Raw genomic sequence first — 18,523 nt, 5'->3', positions numbered from 1 at the left:
TACTACTTCGGTGCCACAGGTATCGCTGCCACTGGACTTTCCGCGCCCGTCCCACCCAGACACCCCGGAGCCGCGGGGAGTGCGGACGGCGGAGGTGCCGGAGGCGGACGAGCTGACCGGTCTGACCGCCTTCGCTGCCTTGCTCTACCGGTACGGCGGGGAGCCGACGAGCGTGGTGGCCGTGGCGCACGCCGGGCGGCCGGTGCGCGTGGCTGTCGACGGCGGTCTGACGTTCGCCGCGCTGCGCATACAGATCGCCGACCTGAGCTTCGATGACTCGCACGGCGGCTCGCTGGACCTGGCCCTCTCCAGCTCAGCCGGGCAGGTACGAGCGGACTACCGCACCGACCTGTTCAAGCCCGACACGATCGACCGCATCCTCGGTCACTACCGCACGCTGCTGGCTGACGCGCTAAACCGCCCTGACACCCCAGTCGCGGACCTGAACCTGCTGGCCGACGAGGAGCGGGACCAGATCCTGGTGGGCTGGAACGACACCGAGCACGACGTACCGGCGTTGACCTGGCCGCGGATGTTCGCCGACCAGGTCGCTGCGCGTCCGCACGAGATCGCTCTGATCCATGACGACGTTCAGCTCACGTACGCCGAGCTGGACGCGCGGGCCGCGCAGTTGGCGCACGCCCTGGTGGCGCGCGGCGCAGGACCCGAAAAGGTTGTCGCGCTCGCGGTACCGCGCTCGGCGGACATGATTGTTGCGGAGGTCGCCGTACTGAAGGCGGGCGCTGCCTATCTGCCTGTCGACACGGACTATCCGGCCGACCGGATCGCCTACATGCTCGCGGACGCGCAACCGGTCTGTGTCGTCACCACTGCGGAGGTAGCGGCGGACCTGCCGCCGGACTCGCTGCTGCTGGACTCACCTGAGACGGCTGCCGAGCTGGCTGGCTATCCGACGCAGGACCCCGCAGCCGCATTGACGATCGACCATGCGGCGTACGTGATCTACACCTCTGGTTCCACCGGTCGGCCCAAGGGTGTGGTGCTTTCACACGCTGGTGTCGCGAAGCTGGTCGCCACTCAGCAGGAGCGGTTCGGGATCGGGCCGCACAGCCGGGTACTGCAGTTCGCCTCACCCAGCTTCGATGTGGCGTTCTGGGACCTGTGCCTCGGGCTGCTCTCGGGTGGCCGGCTGGTCGTCGTACCCGCAGACCGTCGAGTACCGGGTGCACCGCTTGCGGACTACGCGAACGAGCACGGCATCACCTTCATGATTCTGCCGCCGGCTCTGCTGGCTGCGATGCCCGACGACGTCCTGTTGCCGCCGACAGCGACCCTGCTGGCTGGGACAGAGCGTGTCTCACCCGAGCTCGTCAGTCGCTACGCGCGCGGCCGGATGATGTTCAACGCCTACGGTCCGACTGAGGCCACCACGAACTCCACTCTGGGTCTGTGCGACCCGGACATCCCGTCCGGCAGCATCGTGCCCATCGGCGTACCTGACCCTGGTACTCGGGCCTACGTCCTCGACGACCGGCTGCGGCCGGTCCCTGCTGGTGTCACGGGAGAGCTCTATCTCGGTGGCGCCGGACTGGCCCGCGGCTACCTCGGTCGCCCCGCACTGACGGCAGAGCGGTTCGTCGCGGACCCGTTCGGTGCACCTGGCGAGCGCCTGTACCGGACTGGCGACCTCGTGCGCTGGAAGGCCGACGGACGGCTGGAGTTCCACGGACGCGTCGACAGCCAGGTGAAGATCCGCGGGTTCCGGATCGAACCAGGTGAGATCGAGTCGGTACTGCGTGCGCACCCGTCGGTCGACCAGGCAGCCGTCGTCGTTCGCGAGGACCGTCCGGGCGAGCGCCGCCTCGCCGCGTACGTCGTACCGTCGCTCGACGGCGGTTCCGACGACGGCGGTGTCGCCGACTGGAAGGACCTGCACGAACTCCTCTACTCCGCTGCCGGTTCCGACGCGTTCGAAGAGAACTTCGCCGGCTGGAACAGCATGTACGACGGCCTGCCGATCCCGCTCGCGGACATGCGCGAGTGGCGGGCGTCGACGCTGGACCGGATCCGCGCTGTGCAGCCGCACCGGGTTCTGGAGATCGGTGTCGGTAGTGGGCTGCTGCTGTCTCAGCTGGCTCCGGACTGTGCGGACTACTGGGGTACAGACCTGTCCGAGGAAGCCGTGCGTGCACTGGAGACGCAGGTGTCCGCAGTGCCGGGTCTGGCCGACAAGGTCAAACTGCTGGCCCGGCCCGCCGATGACCTGTCCGGACTGCCCAGGGGCCACTTCGACACGATCGTCATCAACTCTGTCATCCAGTACTTCCCAACGGGCGAGTACCTGACCGACGTACTGCGGGGTGCTGCCGAACTGCTCGCACCTGGTGGTGCGCTCTTCGTTGGTGACGTGCGGAACCTGCGGCTGTTGCTCCCACTTAGCGCGGCCATTGAGACGCGGCGGGTTCAGGACGGCGACAAGGAGGCGCTGCGGTCGGCAGTGGACCGTGCAATCGCGTGGGAAGGCGAGCTGCTCGTTGACCCCGACTACTTCGCAGCACTCGATGGATTCACCGCCGACATCCGCGTCAAGCGCGGCAAGCATCACAACGAGCTCACTCGCTACCGGTACGACGTCGTGCTGCGAGCTGGCGAGGTTGTCGCACCAGCGGCCGCCGAGTCGGACTGGTTCGCCGTTGATTCGCTCGACGAACTGCTGGCCGGTGTGGCCGGGCCGGTGCGGGTCACCGGTATCCCGAACTCCCGTCTCGCTGAGGACCTGGCTGCGCTCGAGGCCCTCGAAGACAGCAGCCGGCCGGCCATTGCGACGTACGGCGTCGATCCGGAGGAGCTGCACGAGACGGCGGCTCGGCACGGGTACACCGCCGTACTGACGTGGAACGGTGACGCGGAGGACGGCAGTCTGGACGCAGTCTTCGCGCGCGAGGACGTCATTGCGCCGTACCGGGCAGGTGGTCGGCACCCGCTCACCAACCGCCCGGCGCCGTTCCGGAACGCCGCTGCGTTGATGGCTGCGCTGCGGTCGCATGCGTCCGAGTACCTGCCCGACTACATGGTTCCGGCTGCGTTCGTTCCGGTGGACAAGCTGCCCGTGACACCTAGTGGCAAGCTCGATGCGGCTGCGCTGCCAGTGCCCGACTACACACGGCTCAGCGCCGGGCGGGCTCCTTCGTCGGCCCGCGAGCAGTTGCTGTGCGACCTGTACGCCCGTGCGCTCGGTCTGCCGTCGGTCAGCATCGACGACGACTTCTTCGCGCTCGGCGGCGACAGCATCATCGCTGTGCAGCTACTGATCCTGGCCCGGCGCTCCGGACTGGAGCTGACCACACGGGATGTGTTCCGGCATCGCACTGTTGCCGAGCTGGCCACAGTCGTTCGCACGGCCCAGTCCGACGACGCTGACGTACTGGCGTGGCAGCAGCCGGCCGCGGATGAGCTCGCTGCGCTGCAGGGTGAGCTGTCGGTGGATGAGGTCCTGCCGCTCGGACCGCTGCAGGAGGGCTTCTTCTTCCACGCTCTGGTCGATGGCACCGAACACGACGCGTACGTCGTCCAGCAGGTCATCGAGCTGACCGGGCCGGTCGACGGATCGCTCCTGCGCACTGCAGCGCAGCGTCTGCTGGATCGGCACGCGCCGCTGCGTGCTTGCTTCCGGCAACTACCCGACGGGCGTCCGGTCCAGCTCATCGCCTCCGGTGTGGAAGTCCCGTGGCGTGAGACTGACGACGCCTCTGCCGCTACCGAAGAGCGGGCGCAGCGCTTCGACCTGTCCCGGCCGCCGTTGATGCGCTGCGCGCTGATCCGGCTCGGTGCAGAACGCAGCCAGCTGGTCCTGACGTTCCACCACATCATCGCGGACGGATGGTCGCTGCCCGTCCTGCACCGCGAGCTCCTGGCCCTGTACGGCGACAACCCGGTCCCGCTGCCCGAGGTTGCGCCGTACCGCGCCTATCTCGGCCGCATCGCCAGTGCGGACCGTGAGGCGGCTCGGGCTGCGTGGCGGACCGCATTGGAGGGTGTGGACGAACCGACCCGTCTGGTGGAGGCACCCGCGCCGGCTGGTCCGATTGAGCCGGCCCAGGTTCGCATCGAGCTGTCCGAGCGCGTGACTGCTCAGCTCACCGCCCGGGCCCGGGAACGCGCCGTCACGCTCGGAACGATCGTGCAGGGCGCCTGGGGTCTGCTGCTCGGTCGCATGACCGGTCAGCAGGACGTGCTGTTCGGCACCACCGTCTCGGGCCGTGACGTGGCCGTTGACGGCATCGAGTCGATGATCGGTCTCTTCATCAACACGCTGCCGACTCGGCTGCGCTGGTCACCGGCTGACACGTTTGGCGAGCTGCTGGACCGGCTGCAGGAGGAGCAGAGCGCACTGCTCGACCACCAGCACCTGGGTCTGGCCGACATCCAGCGGGCCGCCGGACATGCAGGTGGTGGTGAGCTCTTCGACACGCTGGTCGTGTTCGAGAACTACCCCAGCAACGAGGGCGTCACCGACCCCACCGGCTCGGTTGCCCTTGCTGGACACGCCTTCCACGACGCTGTGCACTACCCGCTCGCTCTGATCGTCAAGCCGGGCCGGCGGCTCGACCTGCGGCTGAAGCATCACGTTCAGCGTCTCGACGCCGATGCGGTCCAGTCACTCGCCGACCGGCTCACACTGGTGCTGGAGGCGCTGGCCGGCGACCCTGCTCGCAAGGTTGCCAACCTCGATCTGCTGACCCCGAGTGAGCTGGCCGGGGCGCATCCGGTGGGGGAGACCCACGCCGTTCCGGCGACCACGCTGGCTGCGGCGTTCGCCGTACAGGTTGCGAAGACGCCGGACGCCACTGCGGTGGTGTTTGAGGGCGAGACGCTCACGTATGCCGAGCTCGACGTACGGGCTGAGGCGTTGGCTCGGCGGTTGCGCGCTCGGGGCGTTGGCCGGGAGCAGTTCGTCGCTGTCGCGGTGTCTCGGTCGGCGGAGCTGATGGTGGCGCTGCTGGGTGTTCTGAAGGCCGGTGCGGCGTACCTGCCGCTGGACCTCGACTATCCCGCGGATCGCCTTGTCTACATGCTGGCTGATTCAGGTGCGACGACTGTGGTCACCACCGATCGTGATGCAGCTCGGGTGCCTGCTGTCGATGGTCTGGACGTTCTGACGACGGACGCGGTGGAGGTGCTGCCCGACACGGCTGTGGTCCAGGCCGAGCCTGACGACGCGGCGTACCTGATCTACACCTCCGGCTCGACCGGTCGGCCCAAGGGTGTTGTCGTGACGCACCGCGCCATCGTCAACCGGCTGGCCTGGATGCAGGGTGCGTACGGTCTCACGGCCGACGATCGTGTGCTGCAGAAGACGCCGTCCAGCTTCGACGTCAGTGTCTGGGAGTTCTTCTGGGCGCTGTGTGAAGGTGCGGCCGTAGTGCTCGCCGTACCGGACGGTCATCGCGACCCCGCCTACCTGGCCCGGCTGATCCAGGCTGAGCAGGTGACGACCATGCACTTCGTACCGTCAATGCTGGAAGCGTTCCTGGTGACCGACGAGGTCACCGCGGATGCAGTGTGGTCACGCAGCCTGCGTCGCGTGTTCAGCAGCGGCGAAGCGTTGTCCGGTACGGCGTCCCGTCGGTGGAGCGAGCTGACCGGCGTACCGCTGCACAACCTGTACGGACCCACCGAGGCCGCCGTGGACGTCACGTTCCATGAGTACGACGGTGCGTCCGACACGACTGTGCCGATCGGCCGGCCGGTGTGGAACACCGGTCTGCGCGTACTCGACTCGTGTCTGCGGCCAGTGCCGGACGGTGTGCCCGGTGAGCTGTACCTGACCGGCGTACAGCTGGCCCGCGGCTACCACCAGCATCCTGCGCTCACCGCGGACCGCTTCGTTGCGGACCCCTATGCGACTGGCGCACGGATGTACCGCACCGGCGACCTGGTGCGTCGCCGTCCGGACGGGACGATCGACTACCTCGGCCGCACCGACCGGCAGGTCAAACTCCGTGGCAACCGGGTAGAGCTCGGTGAGATCGAGGCCGCGCTGACTGCTCACCCAGCTGTCGCCCGTGGCGCTGTAGTGGTGCGTGAACAGCGGTTGATCGCCTACGCGGTACCGGTGTCTGGTGCTGCAGTAGATGTGGCCGAGCTGCGAGCCACGCTGGCTGAGGTGTTGCCAGCATCGATGGTGCCCGAGGCCTACGTCGTATTGGACGACCTGCCGCTGAGCCCCAGCGGCAAGCTGGACCAGGCGGCGCTGCCGGCACCAGAGGCCGAACGCGCGGCGCGCCGGGAGCCGGAAGGACCTGCGGAGCGGCTGCTCACCGGGATCTTCGCGGCCGTGCTCGGCATCGAGGACCTGGGTCCTGATGACGACTTCTTCCACCTCGGCGGCGACAGTATCAGCTCTATCGGAGTGGCAACACGCGCCCGCGCAGGCGGCCTGGAACTGAGTCCACGCGACGTTTTCACGCACCGCACTCCTGCTGCGCTCGCTGCGGCCGCCCCTGCTGTTGTGGAGGCAGTGGCGGACCACAGCGTCGCGTTTGCACTCACGGATGCGCAGCTCGCTCACGTGCGTTCGTTTGCGTCCCCTGCGGTCGTGGAGGATGTCTGGCCGCTCGCTCCGTTGCAGGAGGGACTGTTCTTCCACTCGGCGTTCTACGAGGGTGCGATGGACGTCTACACCGTCCACGAGACCTTCGACTTCGCGGAGCGCCTCGACACCGACCGGCTTCGAGCCGCTGTCCGCACACTGCTGGTGCGCAACCCCGGTCTGCGCGCGGGCTTCACCAGTGAGGGCCTCGATCAGCCGGTGCAGTTCATTGTCGAGGACCCGGCGATCCCACTTGAAGAAGTCGACCTCTCCGGTCTCCCGGTCGCTGAACAGGACGCACGGCTGCGAGAGCTGACCGATGCCGAGCGCAACCGTCGCTTCGACCTTTCGGCACCGCCTTTGTTCCGGCTGCTGCTGGTGCGGCTGGACCAGGGCGACCGGCTCGTCATCGGCCGGCATCTGATTCTGTGGGACGGCTGGTCGGCTTGGCTGTTCCTCGACGAGCTGTTCGGCCTCTACAAGACCGGAACCGCTCTGCCTGAGCCGGGCAGCTACCGCGACTACCTGACCTGGCTGGAGCGTCAGGACGACACACTTGCCACCGCGGCCTGGCGTACTGCGCTCTCCGGTCTGGACGAGCCCACTCTGCTCGCCCCGACCGCACCTGATGGTCTGGACCCCGTTATCCCCGACCAGCTCGACGTACTGCTGCCTGCCGCGCTCAGCGAGCGGCTGCGCGAGGTGGGTCGCGTGCACGGTCTGACCCTCAACACTCTGCTGAATGCGGCGTGGGGGCTCACACTTGCTTCGGCAACTGGCCGCCCGGATGTCGTCTTCGGTACGACGGTCGCCGGCCGCCCGAGCGAGGTTCCGGACGTCGGCGAGATCATCGGTCTGTTCCTGAACACGGTCCCGACCCGCCTCCGTCTCGACGCGGCCGAACCGGTGCTCCGGCTGCTGCAGCGGATCCAGGGCGAGCGCCTGGACCTGATGCCGTACGAGCACCTCAGCCTCGGCGTACTGCAGGCCGAGACCGGCCACCGCAAGCTGTTCGACACGTTGTTCGTGCTGCGCAACAACGACACCGAGGAACGACTGGAGCTGCTGCGCACGCAGCACGGCGCGACCGCCGTCGCCAACGTCGACGCGACCCACTACCCGGTCAACCTCGTCATCACTCCAGGCCGCGAGATCGCTGTCACGCTGACCCACCGGCCCGACCTCGTCCCTACGCACGACGCGCAGGTGCTGCTCGACCGGTTCGCCCTGCTGGTCGATCGGCTCACCTCCGACCTCACCGCGCCCGTCGGCTCCCTCGACCCGCTGCTGCCCGCCGAGCGCAGCGCACTGCAGACGGAGTGGGCCGCGAGCCAGGTCCCGGACCCCGAGGAGACCATCGCCGATCTGCTAGCCACACAGGCGACCCGTACGCCGGACGCTCGTGCACTGGTCTTTGGCAACCGCACACTGACGTACGCCGAACTCGACGCGGCCGTGAACCGCATGGCCCGACTGTTGATCGAACGGGGCGCATGTCCCGAGCAGGTTGTCGCACTGGGGCTACCACGCTCGCTGGACATGGTTGTGGCGCTGTTCGCCGTACTGCGAACCGGGGCGGCCTATCTGCCGCTGGAACTCGATCACCCGGCCGACCGGCTATCGCTGATGCTGGCCGATGCCCGTCCGCTCTTGCTGCTCAGCACGACTGCTGTGTCGGCAACCCTGGACGGCGACATGGGCCGAGTCCTGCTGGACGAGCCAGCAGTGCAGAGCGAACTGGCTGGACTCTCCGACACACCTGTCCAGCGCAGCTTCAGTCTTGAGCACCCGGCCTACGTCATCTACACGTCTGGTTCCACCGGTCGCCCCAAGGGCGTTGTCACGCCGTACCGCGGCCTGACCAACATGCAGCTCAACCATCAGAAGGAGATCTTCGACCCGGCGGTCGCCTCGGCCGGTGGACGGCGGTTGCGTATCGCGCACACCGTGTCGTTCGCGTTCGACATGTCGTGGGAAGAGCTGCTCTGGCTGGTTGAGGGCCACGAGGTGCACGTCTGCGACGAGGAGCTGCGGCGCGACGCCGAGGCACTCGTTGCCTACTGCGAGCAGCACCGCATCGACGTCGTGAACGTCACTCCGACGTACGCGCGGCTGCTGATCGAGCAGGGTCTGCTGGAGGGTCACGTCCCACCGCTGGTGCTGCTCGGTGGTGAGGCCGTGTCGGACACGGTGTGGGCGGCGCTGCGCGACACCGAGGGGACCTACGGCTACAACCTCTACGGGCCGACCGAGTACACCATCAACACGCTGGGTGGCGGCACGTTCGACAGTGACACACCGACCGTGGGCAAGCCCATCCGCGGCACACGCGCGCACATTCTCGACACCTGGCTGCGGCCGGTACCGGACGGCGTACCTGGTGAGTTGTACATCGCCGGTATCGGTCTGGCGCGCGGGTACCTCGACCAGCCCGGTCTGACCGCCGAACGCTTCGTAGCTGACCCGTTTGGTGTGTCTGGCGAGCGCATGTACCGCACCGGCGACCTGGTACGCCGGACCGCCGACGGCAACCTCGACTTCCTCGGCCGCACCGACGACCAGGTCAAGATTCGCGGCTACCGGATCGAGCCCGGTGAGATCGAGACCGTGCTCAGCCGGCACCCACTGGTCGCCCAGGCCGCCGTGGTGGTCCGCGACGAACGGCTGGTGGGCTACGTCGTACCGGCTGCGGCTGACTCCGCCGAGCGACAGGCCGCCGAGGCTGCCCAGGTCGACGAGTGGCAGGAGATCTATTCCGACGAGTACGAGGAGATCGGCACCGCCGTCTTCACCGAGCAGTACGACGGCTGGGACAGCTCGTACGACGGTCAGCCGATCCCGTTCGAGGAGATGCACGAGTGGCGCGAGTCCACGCTGGCCCGGATCGAGTCGCTGCACCCGCGCCGGGTGCTGGAGATCGGTATCGGCTCCGGCCTGCTGCTGTCCCGGCTCGCGCCCGCGGTCGAGTCGTACTGGGGCACTGACTTCGCTGCGCCCGTCATCCGCAAGATCGGCGCCGACCTGCGTGCCCACGACCCGGAGCTCGCGGACCGGGTCGAGCTGCACTGCCGGCCGGCCGACGACCTGCCCGAGCTGCCGACCGGCTTCTTCGACACGATCGTCATCAACTCGGTCATCCAGTACTTCCCGAGCATCGAGTACCTGACCACCGTCATCAACGGTGCGATGGAGTTGCTGGCTCCTGGCGGAGCACTGTTCGTCGGAGACGTCCGCAACCTCCGTCTGGCCCGCACCTTCCACACCGAGATCCAGCAGGCCCGTGGAACCGCGGAGACCGAACTGGAGCGCGCTGTGGAGCGCGGACTGCAGCTGGAGAAGGAACTTCTCGTCGACCCCGACTACTTCACCACGCTGGGCTACGAGGTCGACCTGCGCACCAAGCGCGCGCTGCACCACAACGAGCTGAGCCGACACCGGTACGACGTCGTCCTGTACGCCGGGGACCCGGACCTGCAGCTCGGCGACGTACCGACCGTCGAGTGGACCACGCTCGCCGCACTACCGTCCGACGGGAGAGCTCTGCGCGTCACCGGGATCCCGGATGGTCGCGTCGGTGACGGTGTTGACCCAGAAGACCTGCACACCCTCGGCCAGCAGGTGCTGACGACTTGGGGCAAGGCGGTCGCGACGTACGACGCGGTCTTCGTGCCGGACGACGCGCGGCTGACCAGTGGGCTCTACCGCGCGGGCGGCGGCACAGCGCCGTACGCGAATGATCCGACCGCGGCTCGGGAAGCCAGTGCGCTGGTACGGCGGTTGCGCGACGACCTGGGGCGTGAGCTGCCGGACTACATGGTGCCGGCCGCCTTCGTCACGGTCGACGGTCTACCGATGAACTCCAACGGCAAGCTCGATGTACGGGCATTGCCGGATGCAGAGCCGGCGGTCGCGCTGGGCGGTGGACGTGGTCCGCGGACGCCGGAGGAAGAGGTGCTGTGCCGGCTGTTCGCGGAGGTGCTCGGACTGCCCGAAGTAGGGGCCGAGGACAACTTCTTCGATCTCGGCGGGCACTCGCTGCTCGCCACCCGGCTGGTCAGCCGTGCGCGCACCGAACTCGGTGCTGAGCTCGCCATCCGCGACCTGTTCGAGGCACCGACCCCGGCACTGCTGGCGGGACGCGCCGACAACGGCAAGCCCACGCGCCCCGCTCTGACGGCGTACGGCGAGCGTCCGGAGTACGTCCCGTTGTCCGCGGCGCAGCGACGGCTGTGGCTGATGGAGCAGCTGGAGAGCGCAGGGGCGGCGTACAACTTCCCGTTGGTGTTCCGCCTGCGCGGGGCACTCGACGTACCGGCGTTGCAGACAGCGCTGCAGGATGTGGCCGCGCGGCATGAGTCGCTGCGGACTCTGGTCGGTGAACACGACGGTGTGCCGTTCCAGTGGATTCGTGACGAGGCACAGCTGTCGTTCAGCGCTGTGGACTGTGCCGAGGGCGATCTGCCTGGGCTGGTCGAGTCCGCGCAGCGACGTACCTTCGACCTGACGCGCGAGTTCCCCTTGCGGGCAGAGGTGTTCCGGGTCGGTGCGGAAGACCATGTCGTGGCTGTGGTTCTGCACCACATCACCACCGACGAGTGGTCCGACCGTCCGTTCCTGGCCGACCTCAACACGGCGTACGCCGCCCGCATTGCCGGTGGCGAACCGGTGTGGGACGCGCTACCGGTGCAGTACGCCGACTACACGCTCTGGCAGGAAGAGCTCTTCGAGCAGCTGGGTGAGCACCAGCTCGCGTACTGGAGTGAGGCGTTACGCGGCGCCCCGGACGAGCTGACCCTGCCGCTGGACCGTCCGCGCCCGACCGACCCCAGCGGCCGCGGTGCCATCGTCCGCTACGAACTACCCGTCGAGACGGGGCGTGCGTTGCGCGAGCTGTCCACTACTACCGGCACCAGCATGTGGATGGTGGTGCAGGCTGCTACCGCCGCCCTGCTGCATCGGTTGGGAGCGGGCGACGACATTCCGCTGGGTGCGCCGATCGCGGGTCGTACCGACAGCGGTCTGGATGACCTGGTCGGCTTCTTCGTGAACACCCTGGTACTGCGGACTGATCTGTCCGGCGCACCGACGTTCCAGGAGTTGCTGGCGCGGGTCCGGGAGTCGTCGCTGGCCGCGTTCGAGCACCAGGACGTGCCGTTCGACCGGGTCGTCGAAGCGGTCAACCCGCCGCGAGTCACCGGTCGTAACCCGCTCTTCCAGGTGATGCTCGGGTACCACCATCGTCCTGAGGGTGATCCCGAGGCTCTGCTCGGGCTGCCCGCGGAGTGGTACGAGATGGAGACCGGTGCGGCCAAGTTCGATCTGAACTTCACCTTCGTGGACGAGTCGGACGTATCCGGCCGCCTCACGCTCCTGCTCGAGTACGCGACCGACCTGACCGATGCGGCGACTGCAGAGCTCCTGTGCCGCCGGATGGAGTCTCTGCTCGAACAGGTCGTCGCCGACCCCAGCCGTCGAGTCGGCACGTTCGATGTGCTCTACGACGACGAGCGCGCCCTTGTCCTCCAAGGCTTCAACGACACCGAGCATGCGATCGTCGACACGACACTGCCGGAGTTGTTCCGTGCGCAGGTGGCTCGTACGCCAGAGGCGACTGCTCTCGTCTTCGAGGGCGAGCAGCTGACGTACGCCGCGCTCGATGCGCGAGTGGAGACGTTGGCTCGCACACTCGCCGCCAACGGTGCACAAGCTGACACCACGGTTGCTGTCGCGTTGCCACGTTCGCTTGCGTTGGTGATCACCCTGCTCGCCGTACAGCGTGCTGGCGCTGCGTATCTGCCGTTGGACACCAGCTACCCGGCTGATCGGCTGGCCTACATGCTCGGAGACGCCGAGCCGGTCTGTGTGGTTACCGACACTGACACTGACATCGCCACGGTCCTGGTCGCGCTGGACGGAACGCCTGAGCAGCCGGCCGACGCGCCGCTGCCGCAGTCCTACAACCCACTGCAGGCTGCGTACGTCATCTACACGTCTGGCTCGACTGGTCGGCCGAAGGGTGTGTCAGTTCCGCACCGGGCGATCGTCAACCGCCTGCTGTGGATGCAGGACACCTACCGGCTCGAGCCCACCGACCGGGTGCTGCAGAAGACACCTGCCGGGTTCGACGTGTCGGTGTGGGAGTTCTTCTGGCCGCTGATCACAGGTGCTGCTCTGGTGGTCGCGCGTCCGGAAGGACATCGGGACCCGGTCTACCTGGCTGAGCTGATTCAGCAGGAGCAGATCACCACGACCCACTTCGTCCCGTCGATGCTGCGGGCGTTCGTGGATGAGCCGGCCGCTGCGGCGTGCACCTCGTTGCGGCAGGTCATGGCCAGCGGTGAGGCGTTGCCTGCGCCGTTGGCCGCGCGGTTCGCCGAAGTGCTGCCCAGCAGCAAGCTGCACAACCTCTACGGCCCCACCGAGGCCGCAGTCGACGTCACCTCCCACGAGGTCGCCGCCGACCCGACCACCGTCCCGATCGGGCGGCCGGTGTGGAACACGCAGACCTATGTGCTCGATGCGGCCCTGAACCCGGTGCCCCCGGGTGTGGCCGGTGAGCTGTACCTCGCGGGTGTCCAGCTGGCGCGCGGCTACCTCGGACGCCCCGGGCTGACGGCTGAGCGGTTTGTCGCGAACCCGTTCGCAGTGGGTCAGCGGATGTACCGGACCGGCGACCTCGCGCGGTGGCGGCAGGACGGTGAGCTCGAGTACCTGGGTCGTGTGGACGACCAGGTGAAGCTGCGTGGTTTCCGCATCGAGTTGGGTGAGATCGAGGCTGCGCTGAGTGCCCACCCCGCCGTGGCGCAGGCGACTGTGATCCTCCGGGACGAACAGTTGGTTGCGTATGTGGTGTTGGCAGACCCGGTGGGATCTGCGGAGTTGCGGGCGCACGTAGCGGTCTCGTTGCCGGAGCACATGGTTCCGGCTGCGGTGGTTGCGCTCGATGGCCTGCCGTTGACTCCGAACGGGAAGCTGGATCGGCGGGCGCTGCCGGCGCCGGATTTCGCGGCCGAGGTGGGCGACGCGCGACCGCGTACTCCGTTCGAGGAGACGCTGTGTGCGCTGGTGGCTGAGGTGCTTGGCCTCGAGCGGGTGGGCGTCGATGATGACTTCTTCGCGTTGGGTGGGCACTCGCTGAGTGCGATGCGACTGGTCAGCCGGCTTCGGGCGAGTGTCGGGGAGAAGGCGTCGCTGCGCACGATCTTCGACGCACCCACACCGGCCAAGCTCGCCAGACACCTTGAGGTGGCCCAGAGCGTCGTACGGCCTGCGCTCGACGCGGCGCGGTCGGTACCGGAGCGGCTGCCGCTCTCGTCCTCGCAGCAGGGGCTATGGCTGCTACACCAGGTAGAGGGGCCTAATCCGACGTACAACCTCCCGTCGGTCTGGCGGCTCACCGGTCGACTCGATCGAGCCGCACTCGAGGCTGCACTGAACGACGTCGTCGCACGGCACGCACCGCTGCGCACCGTGTTCCCGGCCGTTGACGGCGTGCCGTTCCAACAGGTCCTCGACCACGCCGAGCTCCCGCTCACCGTGGCGGACTACGCCGACCTCGCGACCGAGGCGGCGTACGCGTTCGATCTGGGACAGGAGATCCCGGTGCGGGCAGTCCTGTGCGAGGTGGGACCGGACGAGCATGTGCTGTTGCTTCTGCTGCACCACATCGCCACCGACGAGTGGTCGGACCGCCCGCTGCTTGACGACCTGTCCAGCGCCTACGCGGCGCGCGTCGAGTGTCGCAGCCCGGAGTGGGCGCCACTCCCCGTGAGCTACGCCGACTACGCCTTGTGGCAGCAGGAGCTGCTGGCGGCGACCGAGACTGGTTTGGTCGAGCATTGGCGCCGGACGCTCGCCGAGCTACCGGTCGAGCTGAACCTGCCCGTCGACCGTCCGCGTCCAGCGGAGTCGGGCGGGCGGGGTGGCACGGTCGGCTTCGCGGTCGCACCGGCTGTGGAGAGCGCACTGCGCGCTCTGGCACGGGAGAACGGCGTCAGCATGTTCATGGTGGCTCACGCTGCTGTCGCGGCGCTGCTGCACCGACTCGGTGCCGGGACGGACATCCCTCTCGGCGCGCCGGTGTCGGGCCGCGGCGACAAGGCGCTCGAAGACCTCGTCGGCTTCTTCGTGAACTCGCTCGTCCTGCGAACGGATCTGTCCGGCGACCCGACCTTCACCGAGTTGCTGATGCGGGTCCGCGAGACCGACCTGACGGCGTTCGAGCACCAGGACCTGCCGTTCGAGCGGCTCGTGAAGGCGATCAAGCCGGAGCGCTCGCTCGCCCGGCACCCGCTGTTCCAGGTGATGGTTGCCCACATCGCCAACCAGTCCGGGGGCCCGCAGATCCCCGGACTGTCCGTACGGCGCGAGTCGGTCGGCCAGGAGACCTCGAAGTTCGATCTCAGCTTCGACTTCGTCGAACAGCCTGAGGGCGACGGTATCCAGGGGTGGATCGAGTACAGCGCCGACCTGTTCGACCGGTCGACCGCAGAACTCCTCGGCCGTCGGTTGGAGTCCCTGCTGGAACAGGTCGTCGCCGACCCCGCAGGCAGGGTCAGTTCTCTCGACGTCCTCAGCGCTGCCGAGCGGCAGGCTGTTCTGGAGACCTGGAACGACACTGCGCTCTCGCCGGCCGAGCGGCTCGAGACTGTGCCCGCTCTGTTCGCCGCGCAGGTCGCAGCAAGTCCAGACGCGATCGCCGTCACCGACGACCACAACACGTGGACCTTCGCCGAGCTGGACGCCCGCACCGAGCAACTGGCCCGGGTGCTCGCCGGACAGGGCGCAGGGCCGGAGCGGCTCGTCGCACTGGCCCTGCCGCGCACAGCTGACTACATCGCGGCGATCCTCGCGGTCATGAAGGCGGGTGCCGGCTACTTGCCGCTGGACCCCGACCTGCCCGAGTCACGCCTCACCAGCATGCTCACGGATGCTGACCCGGTCCTGGTCCTGTCCACCACGGACACCGCCCTGCCTGCCACGGACATCCCCGTACTGCGTCTCGACGCGTTGGCCGGACTCTCGGAAGCGACTCCGACGGCGCCCGGCCCGGACCACCCGGCGTACGTGATCTACACGTCCGGATCGACTGGTCGGCCCAAGGGCGTTGTCGTCACCCAGGGCGGTGTCGCGAACCTCTTCCACAGCCATCGCCACGACCTGCACGATCTGGCGAAGGAGCGGGCCGGTCGCAAGCACCTACGGGTGGCGCACGCTTGGTCGTTCTCGTTCGACGCATCGTGGCAGCCGCAGTTGTGGCTGCTGGACGGGCACGCGCTGCACATCGCGGACGACGAGACACGACGCGATCCGGAACTGCTCACGGCATTCATCCGCGACCGCGGCATCGACTTCATCGAGGTCACGCCGTCGCTGCTGACTCAGCTAGCCGACAGCGGGCTGGTCGGTCCGGACGGCGAGTGCCCGCTCGCAGTGGTGGGCTTCGGTGGCGAGGCGGTTCCGGAGTCGCTGTGGAGTCGGCTGGCCGCACTGCCGAACACCGAGGGCTTCAACCTGTACGGGCCAACCGAAGCGACCGTGGACGCACTGGTCGGCCGGGTCAGCGACAGCGCACGTCCGGTCGTCGGGCGGCCGGTCCACGGCTCTCGCGCCTACGTGCTCGACACAGCGCTGACTCCGGTTCCGCCGGGTGTCACCGGCGAGCTGTACCTGTCCGGTCCGGGGCTCGCGCGTGGCTACCTGGGCCGGCCGGAGCTGACCGCCGAGCGGTTCGTCGCTGACCCGTTCGGTGCGCCGGGTGCCCGCATGTACCGCACGGGTGACCTCGCTCGCTGGACGCGGGACGGGCTGCTGGAGTTCGGTGGACGGACCGACCATCAGGTCAAGATCCGCGGCTACCGGATCGAGCTGGCCGAGATCGAGGCTGTGCTCGACAGCCACCCTTCAGTCAGCCAGAGCGTCGTCATCGCTCGCGACCAGCGACAGCTCGTCGCCTACGTGGTCTCCGATGCGGACCCGGCCGAGTTGCGCGCGCACACCGCGGCAGCGTTGCCCGACTACATGGTTCCGGCGGCGGTCGTCGTACTGGACCGGCTGCCGGTGCTGTCGAACGGCAAGCTCGACCGGGCGGCCCTGCCAGCGCCTGACTTCACCCTGGCGGGTGGTGGGCGGACTCCGGAGAACGAGACCGAGTACGTCCTGCGAGAGCTGTACGGCGAAGCACTGGGGTTGCCGGCCGAGGCGGTCGGAACCGAGGACGACTTCTTCGCGTTCGGTGGCGACAGCATCATCGCCATGCAGTTGGTCGCCCGGGCCCGCGCCCGTGGGCTGCGATTCACTCCACGGCAGCTGTTCCAGCACCGCACAGTAATCGCACTGGCTGCAGTGGCGACGGTCGCCGAGCACGTGGTAGTCCACGACGACGGTGCGGGTACGGTCCCGCTCACGCCGATCATGCGTGCCATGGTGGAGCGCGGCGGTCCGATCGCGGGCTACCACCAGGCCGCCCTGCTCCGCACTCCGGCAGAGCTCACTCAGGCGAGCCTGCGGGCTGTTCTGCAAGCTGTGGCCGACCGGCACGACATGCTGCGTGCCCGCTTGATTCGCGAGCCGGAGCCCGTGCTGTCCGTGCCGACGCATGCAGACGTGAGCACGTGGCTCACCCGAGCCGACGTGCGCGGTGCCGACGAGGAAGCGTTGCGTACGGCGATCTCTCAGCACGCACTGACTGCGCGGGCCGGGCTTGATCCCGATGCGGGCGCCATGGTCCGGGCAGTGTGGTTCGACGCCGGCCCCGAGACGCCGGGCCGGCTGCTGATCCTCGCGCATCACCTGGTGACCGACGGCGTGTCCTGGCGCGTGCTACTGCCTGACTTCGCTGCCGCCTGGTCCGCCGTACGAGAAGGCCGTACGCCGGAGCTGGCGCCGGTGGAGTTGTCCTTCGGTCGCTGGTCCCGTCGGCTCGCCGCGCGGGCCGTGGAGTCGGCGGCTGAGGACGAGCTACCGCTGTGGACCTCGATCCTCGCGGAGGGCGCAGGTCTACCACTGGCCCGCCCACTCGACTCAGTACGAGACACCGTGCGCACCACGAGCTCCCTGTCGCTGACGCTGCCTGCGGGAGTGACCGGTCCGCTGCTCAGCCGGGCACCGGCTGCTTTCGGTGCGGGTGTGAACGATGTGCTGCTGACCGCGTTCGCACTGGCCGTGGGGGAGTGGCGAGCACACTACTTCGGTACGGCAGCCGATGCGCCCGTGCTGGTCGATCTCGAAGGGCACGGTCGCGAGGCGGAACTCGCGGGCGACGCCGATCTGTCGCGGACGGTCGGCTGGTTCACCAGCGTCGTACCGGTGCGGCTCGACCCGGCCGGGCAGGACCTGGAGGTGGCACTGGGCCGCATCCGGGAACACCTGGCTGCACTGCCCACGGCTGGTATCGGTCACGGGCTCCTGCGCCACCTCAACCCGAAGACCGCATCTGTGCTGGCCGAGCTCGACGAACCGCAGATCGAGTTCAACTACATGGGTCGGTTCGACCTCCCGGAAGCGGCCGACTGGTCGCCCGCGGCCGAGGACAGCGCTGCGGAGCTGGATGCGGATCCGGAGATGCCGATGTCGCATGCGCTCACTCTGAACGCTCTGACCGCGGACCGTCCTGACGGCCCCGAGCTGATCGCGCAGTGGGCCTACGCCTCCGAACTCCTCACCGAAGACGCCGTACGGGACCTGGCCGAGACCTGGTTCCGCGCATTGGAAGCAGTCGTGCAGCTGGCAACTGAAAGGCAAGGACAGTGAGCAACCCCTTCGAGAACGCCGACGGCGTCTACCTGGTGCTGATCAACGAGGAGGGCCAGTACAGCCTGTGGCCGAAGTTCGCCGCGACTCCGGCGGGCTGGACGGTCGCCCACGGCCCGGCCGGCCGTCAGGAGTGCCTGGACCACATCGAGACGCACTGGACGGACCTGCGCCCGAAGAGCCTCACCCAGGGGTGACCAATCGCCGTACCCGTGGGTA

The 18,523-nt window shown here is 68.3% G+C and carries 2 protein-coding genes; both read left to right on the top strand.

What is annotated here, in order from left to right; all coding sequences use genetic code 11:
- Positions 1-79: 79 nt before the first annotated feature.
- Positions 80-18,304, top strand: coding sequence for an amino acid adenylation domain-containing protein (locus tag ABD231_RS06490; protein WP_344146518.1), 18,225 nt, complete (start codon positions 80-82; stop codon positions 18,302-18,304).
- Entirely contained in the window at positions 18,301-18,501 is a 201-nt protein-coding gene (locus ABD231_RS06485) for an MbtH family protein (RefSeq protein ID WP_344146515.1), read from the top strand. Before ABD231_RS06490 ends, ABD231_RS06485 begins: the two co-directional genes overlap by 4 nt.
- Positions 18,502-18,523: the final 22 nt, after the last annotated feature.

The sequence above is a fragment of the Kribbella yunnanensis genome (assembly GCF_039529655.1).
In the GTDB taxonomy this organism is placed as follows: domain Bacteria; phylum Actinomycetota; class Actinomycetes; order Propionibacteriales; family Kribbellaceae; genus Kribbella; species Kribbella yunnanensis.
Note: the sequence above shows the minus strand (reverse complement) of the source record. Positions and strands in the feature narration are given on the sequence as shown.